The 14,760-nt window shown below is 38.4% G+C and carries 19 protein-coding genes and 1 tRNA gene; 12 read left to right on the top strand and 8 right to left on the bottom strand.

Annotation, left to right across the window (positions count from 1 at the left end; genetic code table 11):
• Positions 1–7: 7 nt before the first annotated feature.
• The 7 genes from BZK24_RS00095 to BZK24_RS00065 are packed head-to-tail and all read right to left on the bottom strand — an operon-like array spanning position 8 to position 5,831.
• The gene (locus tag BZK24_RS00095) at positions 8–481 is read right to left on the bottom strand and encodes a tRNA threonylcarbamoyladenosine biosynthesis protein TsaB (RefSeq protein ID WP_001916905.1); all 474 of its coding nucleotides are present in this window, start codon (positions 479–481) and stop codon (positions 8–10) included.
• A gap of 21 nt (positions 482–502) precedes the next feature.
• Complete coding sequence (lpxC, locus tag BZK24_RS00090; RefSeq protein ID WP_077656174.1) at positions 503–1,390, bottom strand: UDP-3-O-acyl-N-acetylglucosamine deacetylase; 888 nt, start codon at positions 1,388–1,390, stop codon at positions 503–505.
• Positions 1,387–1,974, bottom strand: a complete 588-nt coding sequence (gene minC, locus BZK24_RS00085; RefSeq protein WP_171972346.1) for a septum site-determining protein MinC — start codon at positions 1,972–1,974, stop codon at positions 1,387–1,389. Before minC ends, lpxC begins: the two co-directional genes overlap by 4 nt.
• A gap of 2 nt (positions 1,975–1,976) precedes the next feature.
• Positions 1,977–3,299 (bottom strand): M23 family metallopeptidase, encoded by a 1,323-nt coding sequence (locus BZK24_RS00080; RefSeq protein ID WP_171972345.1) that lies wholly within the window; start codon positions 3,297–3,299, stop codon positions 1,977–1,979.
• A gap of 9 nt (positions 3,300–3,308) precedes the next feature.
• Entirely contained in the window at positions 3,309–4,250 is a 942-nt protein-coding gene (locus BZK24_RS00075) for an outer membrane beta-barrel protein (protein ID WP_077656172.1), read from the bottom strand.
• An 11-nt stretch (positions 4,251–4,261) separates the two neighbouring features.
• A complete protein-coding gene (locus tag BZK24_RS00070; RefSeq protein ID WP_143424353.1) occupies positions 4,262–5,119 on the bottom strand; it encodes an outer membrane beta-barrel protein in 858 nt (285 codons plus the stop codon).
• Positions 5,109–5,831, bottom strand: a complete 723-nt coding sequence (locus BZK24_RS00065) for a hypothetical protein (RefSeq protein ID WP_077656203.1) — start codon at positions 5,829–5,831, stop codon at positions 5,109–5,111. Before BZK24_RS00065 ends, BZK24_RS00070 begins: the two co-directional genes overlap by 11 nt.
• A gap of 148 nt (positions 5,832–5,979) precedes the next feature.
• Between BZK24_RS00065 and panB the strand changes: the two genes are divergently transcribed.
• The 9 genes from panB (at position 5,980) to BZK24_RS00025 (ending at position 11,442) form a co-directional block, all read left to right on the top strand.
• On the top strand, positions 5,980–6,792 hold the full coding sequence (gene panB, locus BZK24_RS08940; protein WP_000062721.1) for a 3-methyl-2-oxobutanoate hydroxymethyltransferase: 813 nt from the start codon (positions 5,980–5,982) through the stop codon (positions 6,790–6,792).
• On the top strand, positions 6,793–7,803 hold the full coding sequence (gene ruvB, locus BZK24_RS08935; RefSeq protein WP_143424352.1) for a Holliday junction branch migration DNA helicase RuvB: 1,011 nt from the start codon (positions 6,793–6,795) through the stop codon (positions 7,801–7,803).
• A gap of 67 nt (positions 7,804–7,870) precedes the next feature.
• The gene (gene tatB / locus BZK24_RS00055; protein ID WP_077656170.1) at positions 7,871–8,353 is read left to right on the top strand and encodes a Sec-independent protein translocase protein TatB; all 483 of its coding nucleotides are present in this window, start codon (positions 7,871–7,873) and stop codon (positions 8,351–8,353) included.
• Entirely contained in the window at positions 8,346–9,095 is a 750-nt protein-coding gene (gene tatC, locus BZK24_RS00050; protein ID WP_077656169.1) for a twin-arginine translocase subunit TatC, read from the top strand. Before tatB ends, tatC begins: the two co-directional genes overlap by 8 nt.
• Entirely contained in the window at positions 9,096–10,133 is a 1,038-nt protein-coding gene (gene queA / locus BZK24_RS00045; RefSeq protein WP_077656168.1) for a tRNA preQ1(34) S-adenosylmethionine ribosyltransferase-isomerase QueA, read from the top strand. It abuts the gene before it with no gap.
• Positions 10,130–10,666: a 16S rRNA (guanine(527)-N(7))-methyltransferase RsmG gene (rsmG, locus tag BZK24_RS00040; protein ID WP_077656167.1), complete on the top strand. Its 537-nt coding sequence runs from the start codon at positions 10,130–10,132 to the stop codon at positions 10,664–10,666. The genes queA and rsmG overlap by 4 nt, the downstream gene beginning before the upstream one ends.
• A complete protein-coding gene (locus tag BZK24_RS00035; protein WP_003014762.1) occupies positions 10,660–10,902 on the top strand; it encodes a PP0621 family protein in 243 nt (80 codons plus the stop codon). Before rsmG ends, BZK24_RS00035 begins: the two co-directional genes overlap by 7 nt.
• 2 nt (positions 10,903–10,904) lie before the next feature.
• Positions 10,905–11,312 (top strand): hypothetical protein, encoded by a 408-nt coding sequence (locus tag BZK24_RS00030; protein WP_077656165.1) that lies wholly within the window; start codon positions 10,905–10,907, stop codon positions 11,310–11,312.
• Between the two features lie 42 nt (positions 11,313–11,354).
• A tRNA-Ser gene (locus tag BZK24_RS00025) sits at positions 11,355–11,442 on the top strand.
• Between the two features lies 1 nt (position 11,443).
• Here the strand turns inward: BZK24_RS00025 and BZK24_RS00020 are convergent.
• A complete protein-coding gene (locus tag BZK24_RS00020; RefSeq protein ID WP_000348862.1) occupies positions 11,444–12,088 on the bottom strand; it encodes an outer membrane protein in 645 nt (214 codons plus the stop codon).
• Between the two features lie 253 nt (positions 12,089–12,341).
• On the opposite strand from BZK24_RS00020, the gene BZK24_RS00015 reads away from it, so the two are divergent.
• The 3 genes from BZK24_RS00015 to BZK24_RS00005 all read left to right on the top strand — a co-directional run.
• A complete protein-coding gene (locus BZK24_RS00015) occupies positions 12,342–12,716 on the top strand; it encodes a chemotaxis response regulator CheY (RefSeq protein ID WP_077656164.1) in 375 nt (124 codons plus the stop codon).
• 12 nt (positions 12,717–12,728) lie between these two features.
• On the top strand, positions 12,729–13,706 hold the full coding sequence (prmA, locus tag BZK24_RS00010) for a 50S ribosomal protein L11 methyltransferase (protein ID WP_171972349.1): 978 nt from the start codon (positions 12,729–12,731) through the stop codon (positions 13,704–13,706).
• A gap of 8 nt (positions 13,707–13,714) precedes the next feature.
• A partial coding sequence (locus BZK24_RS00005; RefSeq protein WP_242423402.1) for an ATP-dependent metallopeptidase FtsH/Yme1/Tma family protein occupies positions 13,715–14,760 on the top strand: 1,046 nt, incomplete at its 3' end.

Here is a 14,760-nt window from a genome sequence, read left to right as displayed (position 1 = left end):
TTATACACTAAATAGGAGGTAAAATGTAAAACGGCGTGTTCAATTGGGTGAATTTGTCTTTCTCTAAAAAAGAGGGCAACATGAAATCTTTTGGCGCAATTTTCAAATCTTTAAAATCGGTTAAGCTTTCCCTTTCTTTTGAAACAAAGTATTTATTGGCATACGCTAAAATGGGCGTGTTGTCGTTAAAATCAAAGCCTGTAGTTGAATAAAGTTCAAAGTCATGGATTAAAGCCAAAGTGTGTAAGAAAACATGCGTGAGTTTTAAACTAGTGAAACTCCCTGGCCCTTTAGCGTAATAAACCCCTTTAATCGCCGGTAAAGTAGGGTTTTTAAAATCTTTGAATAATTGTGAAAAAACTTCCACTAAAGCTTCGCTTGTTTTTGATTTGGAAGTGTAAGAAGCGCATAAAAAATTGTTTTGATACACCCCAAGCAAAACCCCCTCGCCTAAAGAGATAAGCACTAAATCCAATTCCAAAAAATAAACCCTAATTCAGGATTAAGCGAAAGCCTTTTGCAACGCAAATTCTTTAGCCGGATCTGTAGCGATCAAAACTTCGTAATTTTTAGTGTCCGCTAAAATGACTTTAACTAACATGGAATTGAGCTTATGACTCCCTGAAAAAGAAGTGTATTTGCCCATCACAGGCATGCCTAAGACCATTAAATCCCCCATAGCGTCTAAAATCTTGTGGCACACAAATTCCTTTTCGCACCTTAAGCCCTCTTTATTCAAAATGCTGTTTTCGTCCAGCACGATACAATTATTCAAGCTCCCCCCTTTAGCCAAACCAATGGATCGCAAGTAATTCACTTCTTGCAAAAACCCAAAGGTGCGGGCTTTAGCGACTTGCTCTTTGTAAGCGGTTTTACTAAAGACGAAATGATGGGCTTGCTTAGCGATAACCGGATGGTTAAAATCAATCGTGAAATTCAAAGAAAGTTGGCTGTCTGGCTCAATTTTAACAAATTTATCGCCCTCTCTAATCTCAACGGCTTGCTTGATTTCCATCACTTTTTTAGGAGCGTCTAATTCTTTAATCCCTGCTTCATCTAAAAGCATGCAATAAATCAAAGCACTCCCATCCATGATAGGGATCTCTTCGTTATCCACAGAGATTTTAAGATTATCAATACCATACGCATGAATAGCTGAAAGCAAATGCTCAATCGTAGAAATTCTAGCGTTATCCTTACCCAACACGGTTGCCATTTTGGTATCCACGATGTTTTCAGGTTTTAAGGGGAGCTTCACGCCCAAATCAGAGCGGTAAAAAACAATGCCTTGATTTTCTCCTAAAGGCTCTAAAACAAGCTTCACAGGAACGCCCTTATGCAAGCCTATCCCTACTAATTCCACAGAGTGGTTAATGGTTGTTTGTTTCATAATACTTCCTTTATGTCTAGTATATCGTCATTTTTAGTGATTATTTTAATATTTTTATTTACCAAAAGCCGTTCAACCTCTTTTAAAGAGAAAATTTGATTTTGAAAAACGATTTGAGCGCTCTTGACTTCTTTCAAAATCAAGCACTCTCCAAAGCACACAATCGCCCCTTCGCAAACCCCATAAACCGACACACAGCCCTCTGAAATAATCTTCGCTCCATTGTGGATATTCCCCAAAAAAATAAGGTGGTTAGCGCTATAAATCTCTTCCCCACTCCTGATATGGCGCTCATAAATCGTTGTTTTAGGTTCTGTTTTAGAATGATTGGGTTTTGAATGGTTGGTTTCTTCTTTTAAAGACATGGTTTTGATATGGCGTCCGTTTAAAACGCGATTCGTTTCTAAAAACAAAAGCTGGTGTTTGTGCAAAATGGCTTTGACTTCTGGTTCAATATCATATTTAAAAATAATAAGAAAATATTGCAAAAGGGCGTGGTTTTTTTCTAAAAATTCCATGACCGCTTCAGGCTCTTGCTTTTCAATTTCAAACGCATGCACATTTTTTTGATTGGTTTTTAACATGACTATCCTTTCATTAAAAGCCATTTGGCTTGCTCTATGGGGGTGATGATATTGGTTTTTATCCATTGCTCATTAAACCATTCATTGGGCCGGACAAAAACCCCTTGCAAAAGCATCCCTAAATGCAACCCGCTCCCTAATTTCAAACCACTACTCCCCACGCTTCCATCATCTTTTAAATGCGCTAAAAAAACGCACAAACCCAGCCCATAGCAATTGATCAAACTATTACCATAAAAATCCAACTCCCCCTTAAAAACCCTCTTTACCGATGGATCAAACACTAAAGATAAATCCTTACTGGGTATCAAATCCACCCCTAAATGCAAGAATTTAAACAACACCTGATTGTCCTTTAAAAACCGCCGATTTTCTAAAAAATTGCTTGTCATTTTAAAAGGCCCATTCAAGGGTTTTAGCGCTTGAAAATGGGAAAAATCCTTATAAAAATCCCCTTGATCTAAAGCGATCTTTTGGATTTTTTCTAAATCTTTTGGACGCATGTTGGAAAATATTTCTAATAAAGTTTGTTCAGTGTGATTTTGAAATTTTTCTTGCTTTGCAACCTTATATTTTAAGGCGTTTAAGTCTATCTCTTTTTCTCTCAAACGATGGGTTTTTCGTTTGAACAATAAAGGGGTGGTATTAAAGTTATAGGCTTTATCTTTAGCGACAATGAACGCCTTAAAATCCTTATTCTCATAAGACCAAGGCACTAGAGCGATAAAGACATTACGCTGTTTGAATTCTAAAAGCCTGAACGCTTTAAAATCCTTTTTTTTGATGCGCACAAACGCTTGAGACAAATTCTTATCCAAAGCCTCAAAGATGACTATCGCGCTCCCTCCATAAGCGATGCTTGGGGATCGAGATAAAACACTAATTAGAGGTTTTATCGTATCAATACACACTTTTTGTTTGAAAGACGCCTTATTGCCATTGAAAAAATTAGCATAGCTCCAATCGTTCGCTTGAAATTCATAATCAAGGCACTTGTCTTCTAGCCCCATGATTTCAGGCCTAATCAAAGGCACTTCTAAAGACTTGGGTTTATCCAATACCAGACTTTCTTTTTCATATAAGATCAAATTGTCTTGCGTGGTTACTTTTAAATCATAGCGTTTGATACCCTTTGGGGCTGTGATTTTAACCTTAATGGGTTTTTTCAAATCCCAAAAAAGCGCTTCATTGTTGTCATTAAGCGCATTTTCTTCGCTCTTTAGACTAAAACTTAAAGCTCTGGGTTTTGTGATAAAAGCGTTAAAAATCAAATAACCCCCCAAAATCAAAACGACTAACGCTAAAATTTTAAACCTTAACTCCAAGATCAAGCCTTAAAAAATAAACGCATAATTCACTAATAAAAAACTGGATCGTTTGAATTGGTTGTTAGCCGAAATCAACAATCGTTCATCGTCTTCTTTATTTTGATAGAGCGCTCCCTCTTCCACTCCCATTCTCAAATAGCTAATCGGTAATTTGGTGCCAATCTCTAAGCGGTGTTTCCTATAAAGCGTTAAACTCACGCCCACATTAAAAGTGTAATCCACTTCAATCAAAGATTTCCATAAAAAATTAGGGCTTGAATAGCCCCCTACCACCAAATTCCTCCCGTTTTGATTAGGCTTGTCTTGATAAAGCATAAGCCCTATCCCAAAACCCGCATAAACGCCTAAAAAATGCTTTTTAGTTTTAAAATCTAAAGGCATATCAAACAATAAATCGGTATTGACAGCCCCTAAAACATAAATAAACGAGCCTACAGATTGCTTGCTTGCATCCTCTTTTAACACCCCTCCCCCAAGCAATAAATCCCCATAAAATCGTGTCCCAAAATAAGGCACAAAGTATTTTTGATACCCGAATTTAACGCTAATCATAGAAACAGGAGCGTTAATATTGATATTGTTTTTAAACGCGCTAGAGGCATTCGCGCCATATCTGTCTAGCATCTCCCCTTGATAAGAAAGATTAAATCCCCCATAAGCATACCCACCCCCCAAAAAAACCCCGCTCTTATCATCGGCTATGGAAAAAGATTTGAGTAATTTTTTTCTTTTCTTTGAAGAAATCTTTGGGTAAGTTCGCTCTAAATATTCCTCTTCAAACTTATCCTTATCCATCTCTTTGGGCGAAACCCCTTTTTCGGTGAGCTGTCGCTTTAAATTGTTTATTTTTTCGTCTAATTGTTGGTTTTCTTCTTCTAAATTGTCATAATCTGTCGCTTGAAGTCCTATAATGAACGCCAGATAAACTAACCAGTATTTGAGTTTCAACCCTTAAGCCTTTACAATAAATAGTTGTAACTAATATAATAAATATTAGTGCTTTTAAAATAATATAAAAAGGTTTGCGAAGTTTCTTTTAAGGGAGGCATTTTTAGGGCTAATTCAAAGCGGTGTTTGAGGTTGAGCGTCATGCTCACCCCTAAATTTAACACTAGCCCAAAGGCGTTGGGCTGTGAATACCCTTTAATCTCTTTTAAATTTTGATACATCCCATTCCACCCCACTCCAACGCCTCCAAATATCCCTAATGCAAACCTTTTTTCTTTGTCAATAGGCTTATCCATCAACAAATCAATATTCAAGCTTGCGGTTTGATAAGAAGCCAAAGAATCGCTTTTAAACCCTTTCATCGCCCCCCCTAAATATTCCCCATAAAAGCGTAAGGCGCTAATCCCGTTAGCGAAATACTTTTGATACCCGCTCCTTAAGCCATACAGCAAGGGAGAAGCCTGAATATTGCTTAAAAGTTCAAACTTCTCATAAGAATGAGCGCTAACCCCTATATCGCCAAGGATTACGCCTATAAAAAAGCCGCTCTTATTTTTAGCCATTTGTTGGAATAAGATGGATTCATTCTTTTCATGCAATTCCCCTTTGAGCATGTAAAGCTGGCGTTTTTTCTTATGGATTTCTTCAAGCAGGCTTTTTTCATCAATCTTTTTTGCCACTTCATTTTCTTCTTTAAGCTCTAGAGTTTTAGCACGTTTTTCTTCCAAAAGAATGGGAGCGTCTTTAGGGGTGTTTTCTTTAATCATGTTTTCTTCAGTCGTATTCTCTTGAGCGGTATTCTCTTCAGCATGCAAGCTTAAAATAAAACCAAAGCATAAAATGAAATTTCTTATTTTTTTAGAACACATATTGATACCCAATGCTTGCTATAGCTCCCCACCAAGTCTCTTTTGAAGAATTGGATTGCAAAAAAGGGAAATTATTCAAAATTTTAAATTCAAATTCAATGCGGTTTTTTTCTAATACCGTTAGAGCCAATCCTGCGTTAAAAGACATTCCCCATTCCGCCGTATAATTCACCCCATGCGCCACAACCCCCAAGCCTAAACCCATATACCCCCCCATATAAAGGTATTTCCCCACAAAGGGCAAAGGAAAGTCTAATAAAAAATCCCCATTCAGCATGACCGATTGGAACCCCACGCTCCCAAAGCCCGCTTTCTTAGGAGCTCCTCCATAATATTGAATATAAATGCGCCTGCCAATAATATTGGGCTTGACCAAGCGTGCAAAAAACGACGGCCTGAAAGTTTGATAGCCAAAACGCAAGCCATAAGCGAACAAATAATTTAAAATATTCCCGGTGATACTGGAGCTATTGGTTTTGACCATGATCTCATGGTTGTAAAAAAAACCGGTATTGATCCCTAAAATAAGCCCGCTTTTAGCGTTCGCCCTTTTTAAATCTCTGATCAATTCCTCAACTTCTTTATCTTCATAAGCCTTATAATACTTGATATATTTGTAATATTTCGGGTCTAGGGTATCATAATCAAGTGCGCTCAATCCTGCACAAAACCCCATTAAAGACCATAAAATAGCATGTTTTTTAAGACCCAAAATCGCCAAATCCCTTGAATTGTTTGTTAAAAGTTTCTTTCAATTATACTAAAATAATTAAAATGACCAGTTAAAAATGGAGTAAAATTTTTACCCACCTAACAAAGTCATGCTACAATGCCACTATATTTAACACTTAGGATTTTTAATGAGCATGCAAACCGCCCCAATTAAAAAAATCACCCTTAGTCACCTCCAAGCTAAAAAAAATCACGAAAAAATCATCGCCATTACCGCTTATGACGCGCTGTTCGCTCAAATATTTGATCCGCTAGTGGATGTGATTTTAGTGGGCGATAGTTTGAATATGAGTTTTTTCAACCAAAACGACACTTTAAGCGCGAGTGTAAAAATGATGCTCTATCACACCAAAGCCGTGTGCACGGGCGCTAAGACTCCTTTTATCATCACAGACATGCCCTTTGGAAGCTATAAAGATGAAAAAACAGCCCTAAAAAACGCCATTAGGGTTTATAAAGAAACCCAAGCGAGCGCGATCAAATTAGAGGGCGGAAAAGAAAAAGCGAAACTGGTTAAAACGCTCACTAATGAGGGTGTTATTGTGGTAGGGCATATTGGCTTAATGCCTCAATTCGTGCGTCTTGATGGAGGCTATAAGATTAAGGGCAAAAATGAAGAGCAACAAAAAAAGCTTTTAGAAGACGCCTTGAGTTTAGAAGAAGCCGGAGTGGGTTTGTTGGTTTTAGAGGGCATAACCACCCCTATCGCTCAAACGATCACGCAAAAAATCAAAATCCCCACGATCGGCATAGGGAGCGGCAAGGATTGCGACGGGCAGATTTTAGTGTGGAGCGATATGTTAGGCTTTTTTGATAGTTTTAAACCTAAATTCGTGCGAGAATACCTTAAGGGTAAAGAATTGGTTCAAAACGCTATCAAACAATACGCTGACGATGTGAAAAAGGGAAACTTCCCTAACGAATTAGAAAGTTATTATTAAATGAAAGAACGGATAGTCAATTTAGAAACTTTGGATTTTGAAACTTCTCAAGAAGTGAGTTTGCGCCCTAGTCTTTGGGAAGATTTTATCGGTCAAAAAAAGATTAAAAGCAACTTGCAAATTTCTATTTGCGCGGCTAAAAAACGCCAAGAAAGTTTGGATCACATGCTCTTTTTTGGCCCGCCCGGTTTGGGTAAAACTTCAATCAGCCATATCATCGCTAAAGAAATGGAAACCAATATCAAAATCACCGCCGCTCCCATGATAGAAAAAAGCGGTGATTTAGCCGCCATTTTGACTAATTTGCAAGCTAAAGACATTCTTTTTATTGATGAAATCCACCGGCTTAGCCCGGCGATTGAAGAGGTTTTATACCCGGCTATGGAAGATTTTAGACTGGATATTATCATAGGCTCAGGCCCGGCCGCTCAAACCATTAAAATTGATTTACCCCCTTTCACCCTTATTGGCGCTACCACTAGAGCCGGAATGCTCTCTAACCCCTTAAGAGACAGATTTGGCATGAGTTTTAGAATGCAATTTTATAGCCCTAGCGAACTAGCCCTCATCATTAAAAAAGCCGCCGTTAAACTCAACCAAGACATCAAAGAAGAAAGCGCTGATGAAATCGCTAAAAGGAGTAGAGGCACGCCAAGGATCGCTTTAAGGCTTTTAAAAAGGGTGCGCGATTTTGCGCTAGTCAAAAATTCAAGCTTAATGGATTTAAACATCACTTTGCATGCTTTGAATGAATTGGGCGTGAATGAATTGGGCTTTGATGAAGCGGATTTGGCGTATTTATCTTTGTTGGCTAACGCTCAAGGACGACCGGTGGGTTTGAACACGATTGCAGCATCTATGAGAGAAGATGAAGGCACGATTGAAGACGTGATTGAGCCTTTTTTGCTCGCTAATGGTTATTTAGAGCGCACCGCTAAAGGCAGAATCGCCACGCCTAAAACCCATGCGCTTTTAAAAATCCCCACTTTAAAGTCTCAAACTTTATTTTAATCTTGTTTAGAAAGAAAATTACACTACAATAACGATAAAATTTTAAAGGGTGTGAAAGTAGATCATTATGTTTGGCATGGGCTTTTTTGAAATCCTTGTGGTGTTGGTTGTAGCGATTATTTTTTTAGGGCCAGAAAAATTCCCCCAGGCTGTCGTGGATGTGGTGAAGTTTTTTCGTGCGGTTAAAAAAACGCTCAATGACGCTAAGGACACTTTAGATAAAGAAATCAATATTGAAGAAATCAAAAAAGAAACCCTAGAGTATCAAAAACTCTTTGAAAACAAAGTGGAGAGTCTTAAAGGCGTTAAGATTGAAGAATTAGAAGACGCTAAAGTGACTGCAGAAAATGAGATTAAAAGCATTCAGGATTTGATGCAAGATTACCAACGCAGCTTAGAAACCAACACGCCCCCTAACCATTTAAATGAAGAAGTTTCCAATGAAGAAGCCTTAAATGAAGAAATTTCAAGCGATGAATCTCCTAAAGAAGTCCAATTAGCAACCGATAACAACGCCAAAGAACACGACAAAGAAAAAGAGCATGTTTGAAGATTTAAAACCGCATTTACAGGAATTAAGAAAGCGTTTGATGGTTTCTGTGGGAACGATTTTAGTGGCGTTTTTGGGGTGTTTTCATTTTTGGAAAAATATTTTTGAATTCGTTAAAAATTCTTATAAAGGCACACTCATTCAACTCTCCCCTATTGAAGGGGTCATGGTAGCAGTTAAAATCAGTTTTTCAGCCGCTATCGTCATTTCCATGCCTATTATCTTTTGGCAATTATGGCTTTTTATCGCTCCAGGGCTTTATAAGAATGAAAAAAAAGTGATTTTGCCTTTTGTGTTTTTTGGGAGCGGCATGTTTTTAATGGGGGCGGCGTTTTCTTACTATGTGGTGTTCCCTTTCATCATTGAATACTTAGCCACTTTTGGGAGCGATGTGTTTGCGGCTAATATTTCTGCGTCCAGTTATGTGAGCTTTTTCACACGCTTGATTTTAGGCTTTGGCGTGGCGTTTGAATTGCCTGTTTTGGCGTATTTTTTGGCTAAAGTGGGCTTGATTACCGATACGAGCTTGAAAGCGTATTTCAAATACGCTATTGTAGTGATTTTTATTGTAGCAGCGATTATCACTCCCCCTGATGTGGTGAGTCAAATCTTTATGGCATTGCCTTTAGTGGGGCTTTACGGGCTTTCTATTTTGATTGCCAAAATGGTCAATCCGGCTCCTAAAGACGACGAAAGCGATCACGAAAATGACGCCAAAGAGTATACAAAGAGCGAGTCGTAGTTGAGAGAATTTGATTTAGAAAGCTATGATTATCATTTGCCTAAGGAATTGATCGCAAACTACCCCGTTTTGCCCAAAGAAAAGGCTAAATTGCTCGTCTATGAAAGGCGTTCGCAAACAATCACGCACACCACTTTTGAGCATGTTTTAGACTTTTTCCCTAAAAACGCCCTTGTGGTGTTGAACGACACTAAAGTGATTAAGGCCAGGCTTTTTGGATCTAAGCATGCCTTTTTGCCATCAAAAACGACTGAAGTGTTTTTCCACCGCTTTTTTAAAGGCAATACTGCTCTGACTCAAATCAAGGGCAAGATCAAAGCGGGGGATAAGATCTTTTTTGATGAAAACTATTACGCTGAAGTTTTGGAATTACTTCATAACGGCCAGCGCTTGATCGCTTTTTATGACCATAAAACCCCCTTAAATCAAGAAAATATCTTAAAGCTTTTAGAACAATACGGGCATATGCCCTTACCCCCTTATATTAAAAGAGCCGATGAAAATTTGGATGCGCATGAATACCAGAGCGTGTTCGCTAAACACACCGGAGCGGTGGCTGCCCCTACGGCGTCATTGCATTTTTCTCAAAATACCTTAGAAAAATTATTGAAAGATTTCAAGCACGCTTTTTTAACCTTGCATGTGGGGGCCGGGACTTTTCTTGGCGTAGAAACTAAGGATATTAGAGAGCATCAAATCCATACAGAAGTTTTGCATATTCCTAAAAAGAGCCAAGAAATTTTGCAAGAATCCCAAGAGATTTTATGCATCGGCACGACCGCTTTAAGGAGCGTGGAATACTTTAAGCGTTTAAAAAACCCTAATCAAGAATCGTTTGAATGCGACATATTCTTGCATCTTGCTAACCCTATTCAATATGTTAATCATTTGCTCACTAATTTCCATTTGCCCAAATCAAGCCTTTTAATGCTTGTGAGCGCAATGATAGGCTTAGAAAAAACCAAAGAAATCTACAAAATAGCCATAGAAAAGAAGTATCGTTTTTATTCTTATGGCGATGGGATGCTGATTTTATGAACCCCTTATTGCAAGATTATGCACGCATCCTTTTAGAATGGAATCAAACGCACAACTTGAGCGGTGCAAAAAATTTAAGCGAGTTAGAACCCCAGATCACAGACGCTCTAAAGCCCTTAGAATTTGTCAAAGATTTTAAAAGCTGCTTGGATATTGGGAGCGGAGCAGGACTTCCTGCTATCCCTTTAGCCCTTGAAAAACCTGAAGTCAAATTCATTCTTTTAGAGCCAAGGATAAAAAGAGCGGCTTTTTTAAATTACCTTAAAAGCGTTTTGCCTTTAAAAAATATTGAAATCATTAAAAAGCGTTTAGAAGATTATCAAAATCTTTTACAAGTGGATTTAATCACTTCTAGAGCGGTCGCTAGCTCTTCTTTTTTGATAGAAAAAAGCCGATGTTTCCTAAAAGATAAGGGGCATTTTTTATTCTACAAAGGCGAGCAGTTAAAAGATGAAATCGCTTGTAAAGACACTGAATGCTTTATGCATCAAAAACGAGTTTATTTTTACAAATCAAAGGAAAGTTTATGTTAAGAATTTTAATCCCCTTACTCATTATCGTGTGGGTTTTATGGCGTTTGTTTTTGAGGCAAAAACCCCTTAAAGACGACCACAGAGACAACCACTCTTATACGCAACAAACCCCCAAAGAATTAGAAGATCACATGATTGTATGCTCTAAATGCCAAACCTATGTCTCTAGCAAAGACGCTATTTATAGCGGGGCGGTAGCCTATTGCAGTGAAACTTGTTTGAAAGATAAGAGGTAAAAATGCTTATTTTAGGACACCCTTTAATCCCTAGCGCTCGTTTTGTTTTCATTAAAAACACCGATGCTATTCATTCCAGCACCAATAACGATATAGTGTGTTTTGAAGCAAACCCAAAAAATTTGGAGTTAGCTAAGTATTGCTGTGAAAATGGCGTCCATTTTAGCGTGATCTTTTTATCGCACAAGATAGAGACGGACACCTTTTTTTTATTCAACGCTTTCAAACCGCTCTATTGTATTTTTAAGGATATTAAGCAAGCCATACTCGCCCAACAACATGCCACTAATTACTTATTAGATAGCAAAATCTTGTTTTCTATGGATTTAAACGATACAGAGTCGTGGGAAATTTGTGCTAAAAATCAAATAGATGGCGTTATTTCTAAAGATTCACTCCTTTTAAAATAAGCCCTTTTTAAACAAATCTTAGTTATAATAGTCCCTTTTTAAGGGGAGATGTCCGAGTGGTTGAAGGAGCACGCCTGGAACGCGTGTAAGGTGCAAGCCTTCGAGGGTTCGAATCCCTCTCTCTCCGCCATTTAAAAATGCCACGAATGCGAAACAAAAAACAAAAAGCTCCTTTCAAACAAGCTGCGCCTTTCAGGGGTTAGAAAGATTTTCATGCCAATTTCCACATCCACCTTATGATACAAAACGATCGTGCGAAACTGCACCCCAAATTTCCCGATAGCCCTGAAATAAGTGTTGTGAAAATTGAAATCTTTCAATGAATCCCAAGTATTCACCACCAAATCTTTGACTTTATTATTGAGTATCCATGTGTTAGCCGCTAGTTGCAAGCCAAAGAAAAAAGCCCAGCGGTTGATAGGGTTTTTAGCGTAAGCGACCATAAAATCCCCTCCCACCCCATAAGTGAACATGTTCGCTTGCAAAGTGGAATCATTATTGAAAAGCACATTACCATAATCTATAAAGAAATAATACCTAGAATAAGCCCAGTCGTTTTTAGGATTCACTTCATAGCCTTGAAGGATTGAAGCCCCTTGTAAAAGCTTGTTGGTGTTTAAGGGGCGCATAAACACCGTGCCTATTTGATAAGAAGAAGACATGTAACTCAAATTTTCAGCATTTAAAATATTTAAAAAACTCATACTCAGTATTAAAATTCTTAAATAATGCACTTGCTTGTAAAATCCTTGTCTTTCTTTTTTCAAACCATCCAATGACCCTTTATCACGCTCAAAATTTAGGGGTGTCTTATTATTTTTGAACTATTATCATAGCAAACAAACTGAATTTTTTTACAAATAAGAACGCTCATTGAACGCTCCATCTCAGCCAATGATTAATGTTAGTCAAGGTAATTTTAATCAAAACATGCTATTATTTGGAATGATTTATTATTATAAGGCGTTTAGGACGCTTTGGCTGTTTAAAAGGATCTAATTTGAATGCAATCTTAAAAGGAGAAGCGCTTTGAAACTACTGGTAGTAGATGATAGCTCAACTATGAGAAGAATTATTAAAAATACACTTTCACGCTTAGGCTATGAAGACATTTTAGAAGCTGAGCATGGGGTGGAAGCTTGGGAAAAACTAGACGCTAATGCGGACACTAAGGTGCTTATTACGGATTGGAACATGCCTGAAATGAACGGGTTGGATCTCGTTAAAAAGGTGCGTGCGGATAACCGATTTAAAGAAATCCCTATCATTATGATCACCACAGAGGGCGGTAAGGCCGAGGTCATTACGGCTTTGAAAGCGGGTGTGAATAACTACATTGTGAAACCTTTTACCCCCCAAGTTTTGAAAGAAAAATTAGAGGTTGTTTTAGGGACAAACGATTGAGTGTTAAAGCCAATGTATTATGAGTTTTTCTTTATCTTCCCTAAGGAACGAGAGCTTTTTGAAAGCTTTCTTTTAGACACTACGCATCTAGCCTTAGAAGAATCAAGCTTAGAAAATTTAAAAGCGTTTGATGATGAAGAAACCATTGAATTTGTAAGCCAATCCAGTTGGCGTTATTTCGCTACTCATGACCCCCTAAAGGAAGATTTAAAAGAAAAACCCCCACACCTCAAAAATTTCGTTATTTTACGCTCTGAAAAAAATTTGAGCGATTCGCTTTTTCCGGCGTTAGAAGCGTTTTGTTTAAACTTAAAGCAAAACTTGCAAAACGAGTTTGATTTTTTCTACCTTTCACGCAATTTGGCTTCAAAAGACTGGCTAGAAGCCTACAAACAAGCTGTTTTACCGGTGCGATGTGCCAAATTTTACATACACCCTAGCTGGCATCAAAAACCAAGCCATGCCGCTATAGACGATTGCATAATGATCGATCCGGCTCTTGCCTTTGGATCAGGCCATCATGAAAGCACTTCCATGTGTTTGGAATTGCTCTCTAACCTTGATTTAAAACGCAAAAACGCTCTAGATGTGGGCTGTGGGAGCGGGATTTTAAGCATCGCTTTAAAAAAACAAGGCATTAGCACTTTAGTAGCTTGCGATACGGATAGTTTAGCCATTGAAGAGACCCTAAAAAATTTTAGCTTGAATCAAATACCCCTATTAGCGCAAGATAAAGTCATTCATGGCTCTACGCAAAAAATTGAAGGGCGTTTTGATATCATTGTGGCGAACCTTGTCGCTGATGTGATTAAGAGTTTGTATAGTGAATTTGTGCGGCTTTGTAACCACACTCTTATTTTATCAGGGATTTTAGAAACCCATTTAAACTCTGTTTTACAGATCTATTATAATGGGTTTGAGATTTTAGAGCAACGACAGCGTAACGAATGGGTCGCTCTAAAATTGCTTAAAAAACAACCAATAAATTAAGGATTATAATGAAACCAACGAACGAACCTAAAAAACCTTTTTTTCAAAGTCCCATTGTCCTTGCGGTTCTTGGAGGGATTTTACTCATCTTTTTTCTACGCTCTTTCAATTCTGATGGCAGTTTTTCGGACAATTTCTTAGCTTCTAGCACTAAAAATGTGAGCTACCATGAGATCAAACAGCTCATCAGCAATAATGAAGTGGAAAATGTGAGTATCGGTCAAACTTTGATCAAAGCCAGCCATAAAGAGGGCAACAATCGTGTGATTTATATCGCTAAACGAGTGCCTGATCTAACCTTAGTGCCTTTGTTAGACGAGAAAAAAATCAATTATTCTGGTTTTAGCGAGTCTAACTTTTTTACCGACATGCTAGGGTGGCTCATGCCCATTTTAGTGATTCTAGGGCTATGGATGTTTATGGCAAACCGCATGCAAAAAAATATGGGTGGGGGTATTTTTGGCATGGGGAGCACGAAAAAACTCATTAACGCTGAAAAACCCAATGTGCGTTTTAATGACATGGCGGGCAATGAAGAAGCCAAAGAGGAGGTGGTAGAAATCGTAGATTTCTTAAAATACCCCGAACGATACGCCAATTTAGGGGCTAAAATCCCTAAAGGCGTGTTATTAGTAGGGCCTCCAGGAACGGGTAAAACCCTTTTAGCAAAAGCGGTGGCCGGCGAAGCGCATGTGCCGTTTTTCTCTATGGGAGGGAGCAGTTTCATTGAAATGTTTGTGGGCTTAGGGGCAAGCAGGGTTAGGGATTTGTTTGAAACCGCTAAAAAACAAGCCCCTAGCATCATTTTTATTGATGAAATTGATGCCATAGGCAAGAGTAGAGCGGCTGGAGGCATGATAAGTGAACGATACGCCAATTTAGGGGCTAAAATCCCTAAAGGCGTGTTATTAGTAGGGCCTCCAGGAACGGGTAAAACCCTTTTAGCAAAAGCGGTGGCCGGCGAAGCGCATGTGCCGTTTTTCTCTATGGGAGGGAGCAGTTTCATTGAAATGTTTGTGGGCTTAGGGGCATTGAGCGAATTTCCAACTCGCAT

This window comes from Helicobacter pylori, assembly GCF_001998165.1.
Lineage (GTDB): Bacteria > Campylobacterota > Campylobacteria > Campylobacterales > Helicobacteraceae > Helicobacter > Helicobacter pylori_DL.
The sequence above is the reverse complement of the archived record's forward strand: the minus strand, read 5'-3'. Positions and strand labels throughout refer to the sequence as shown.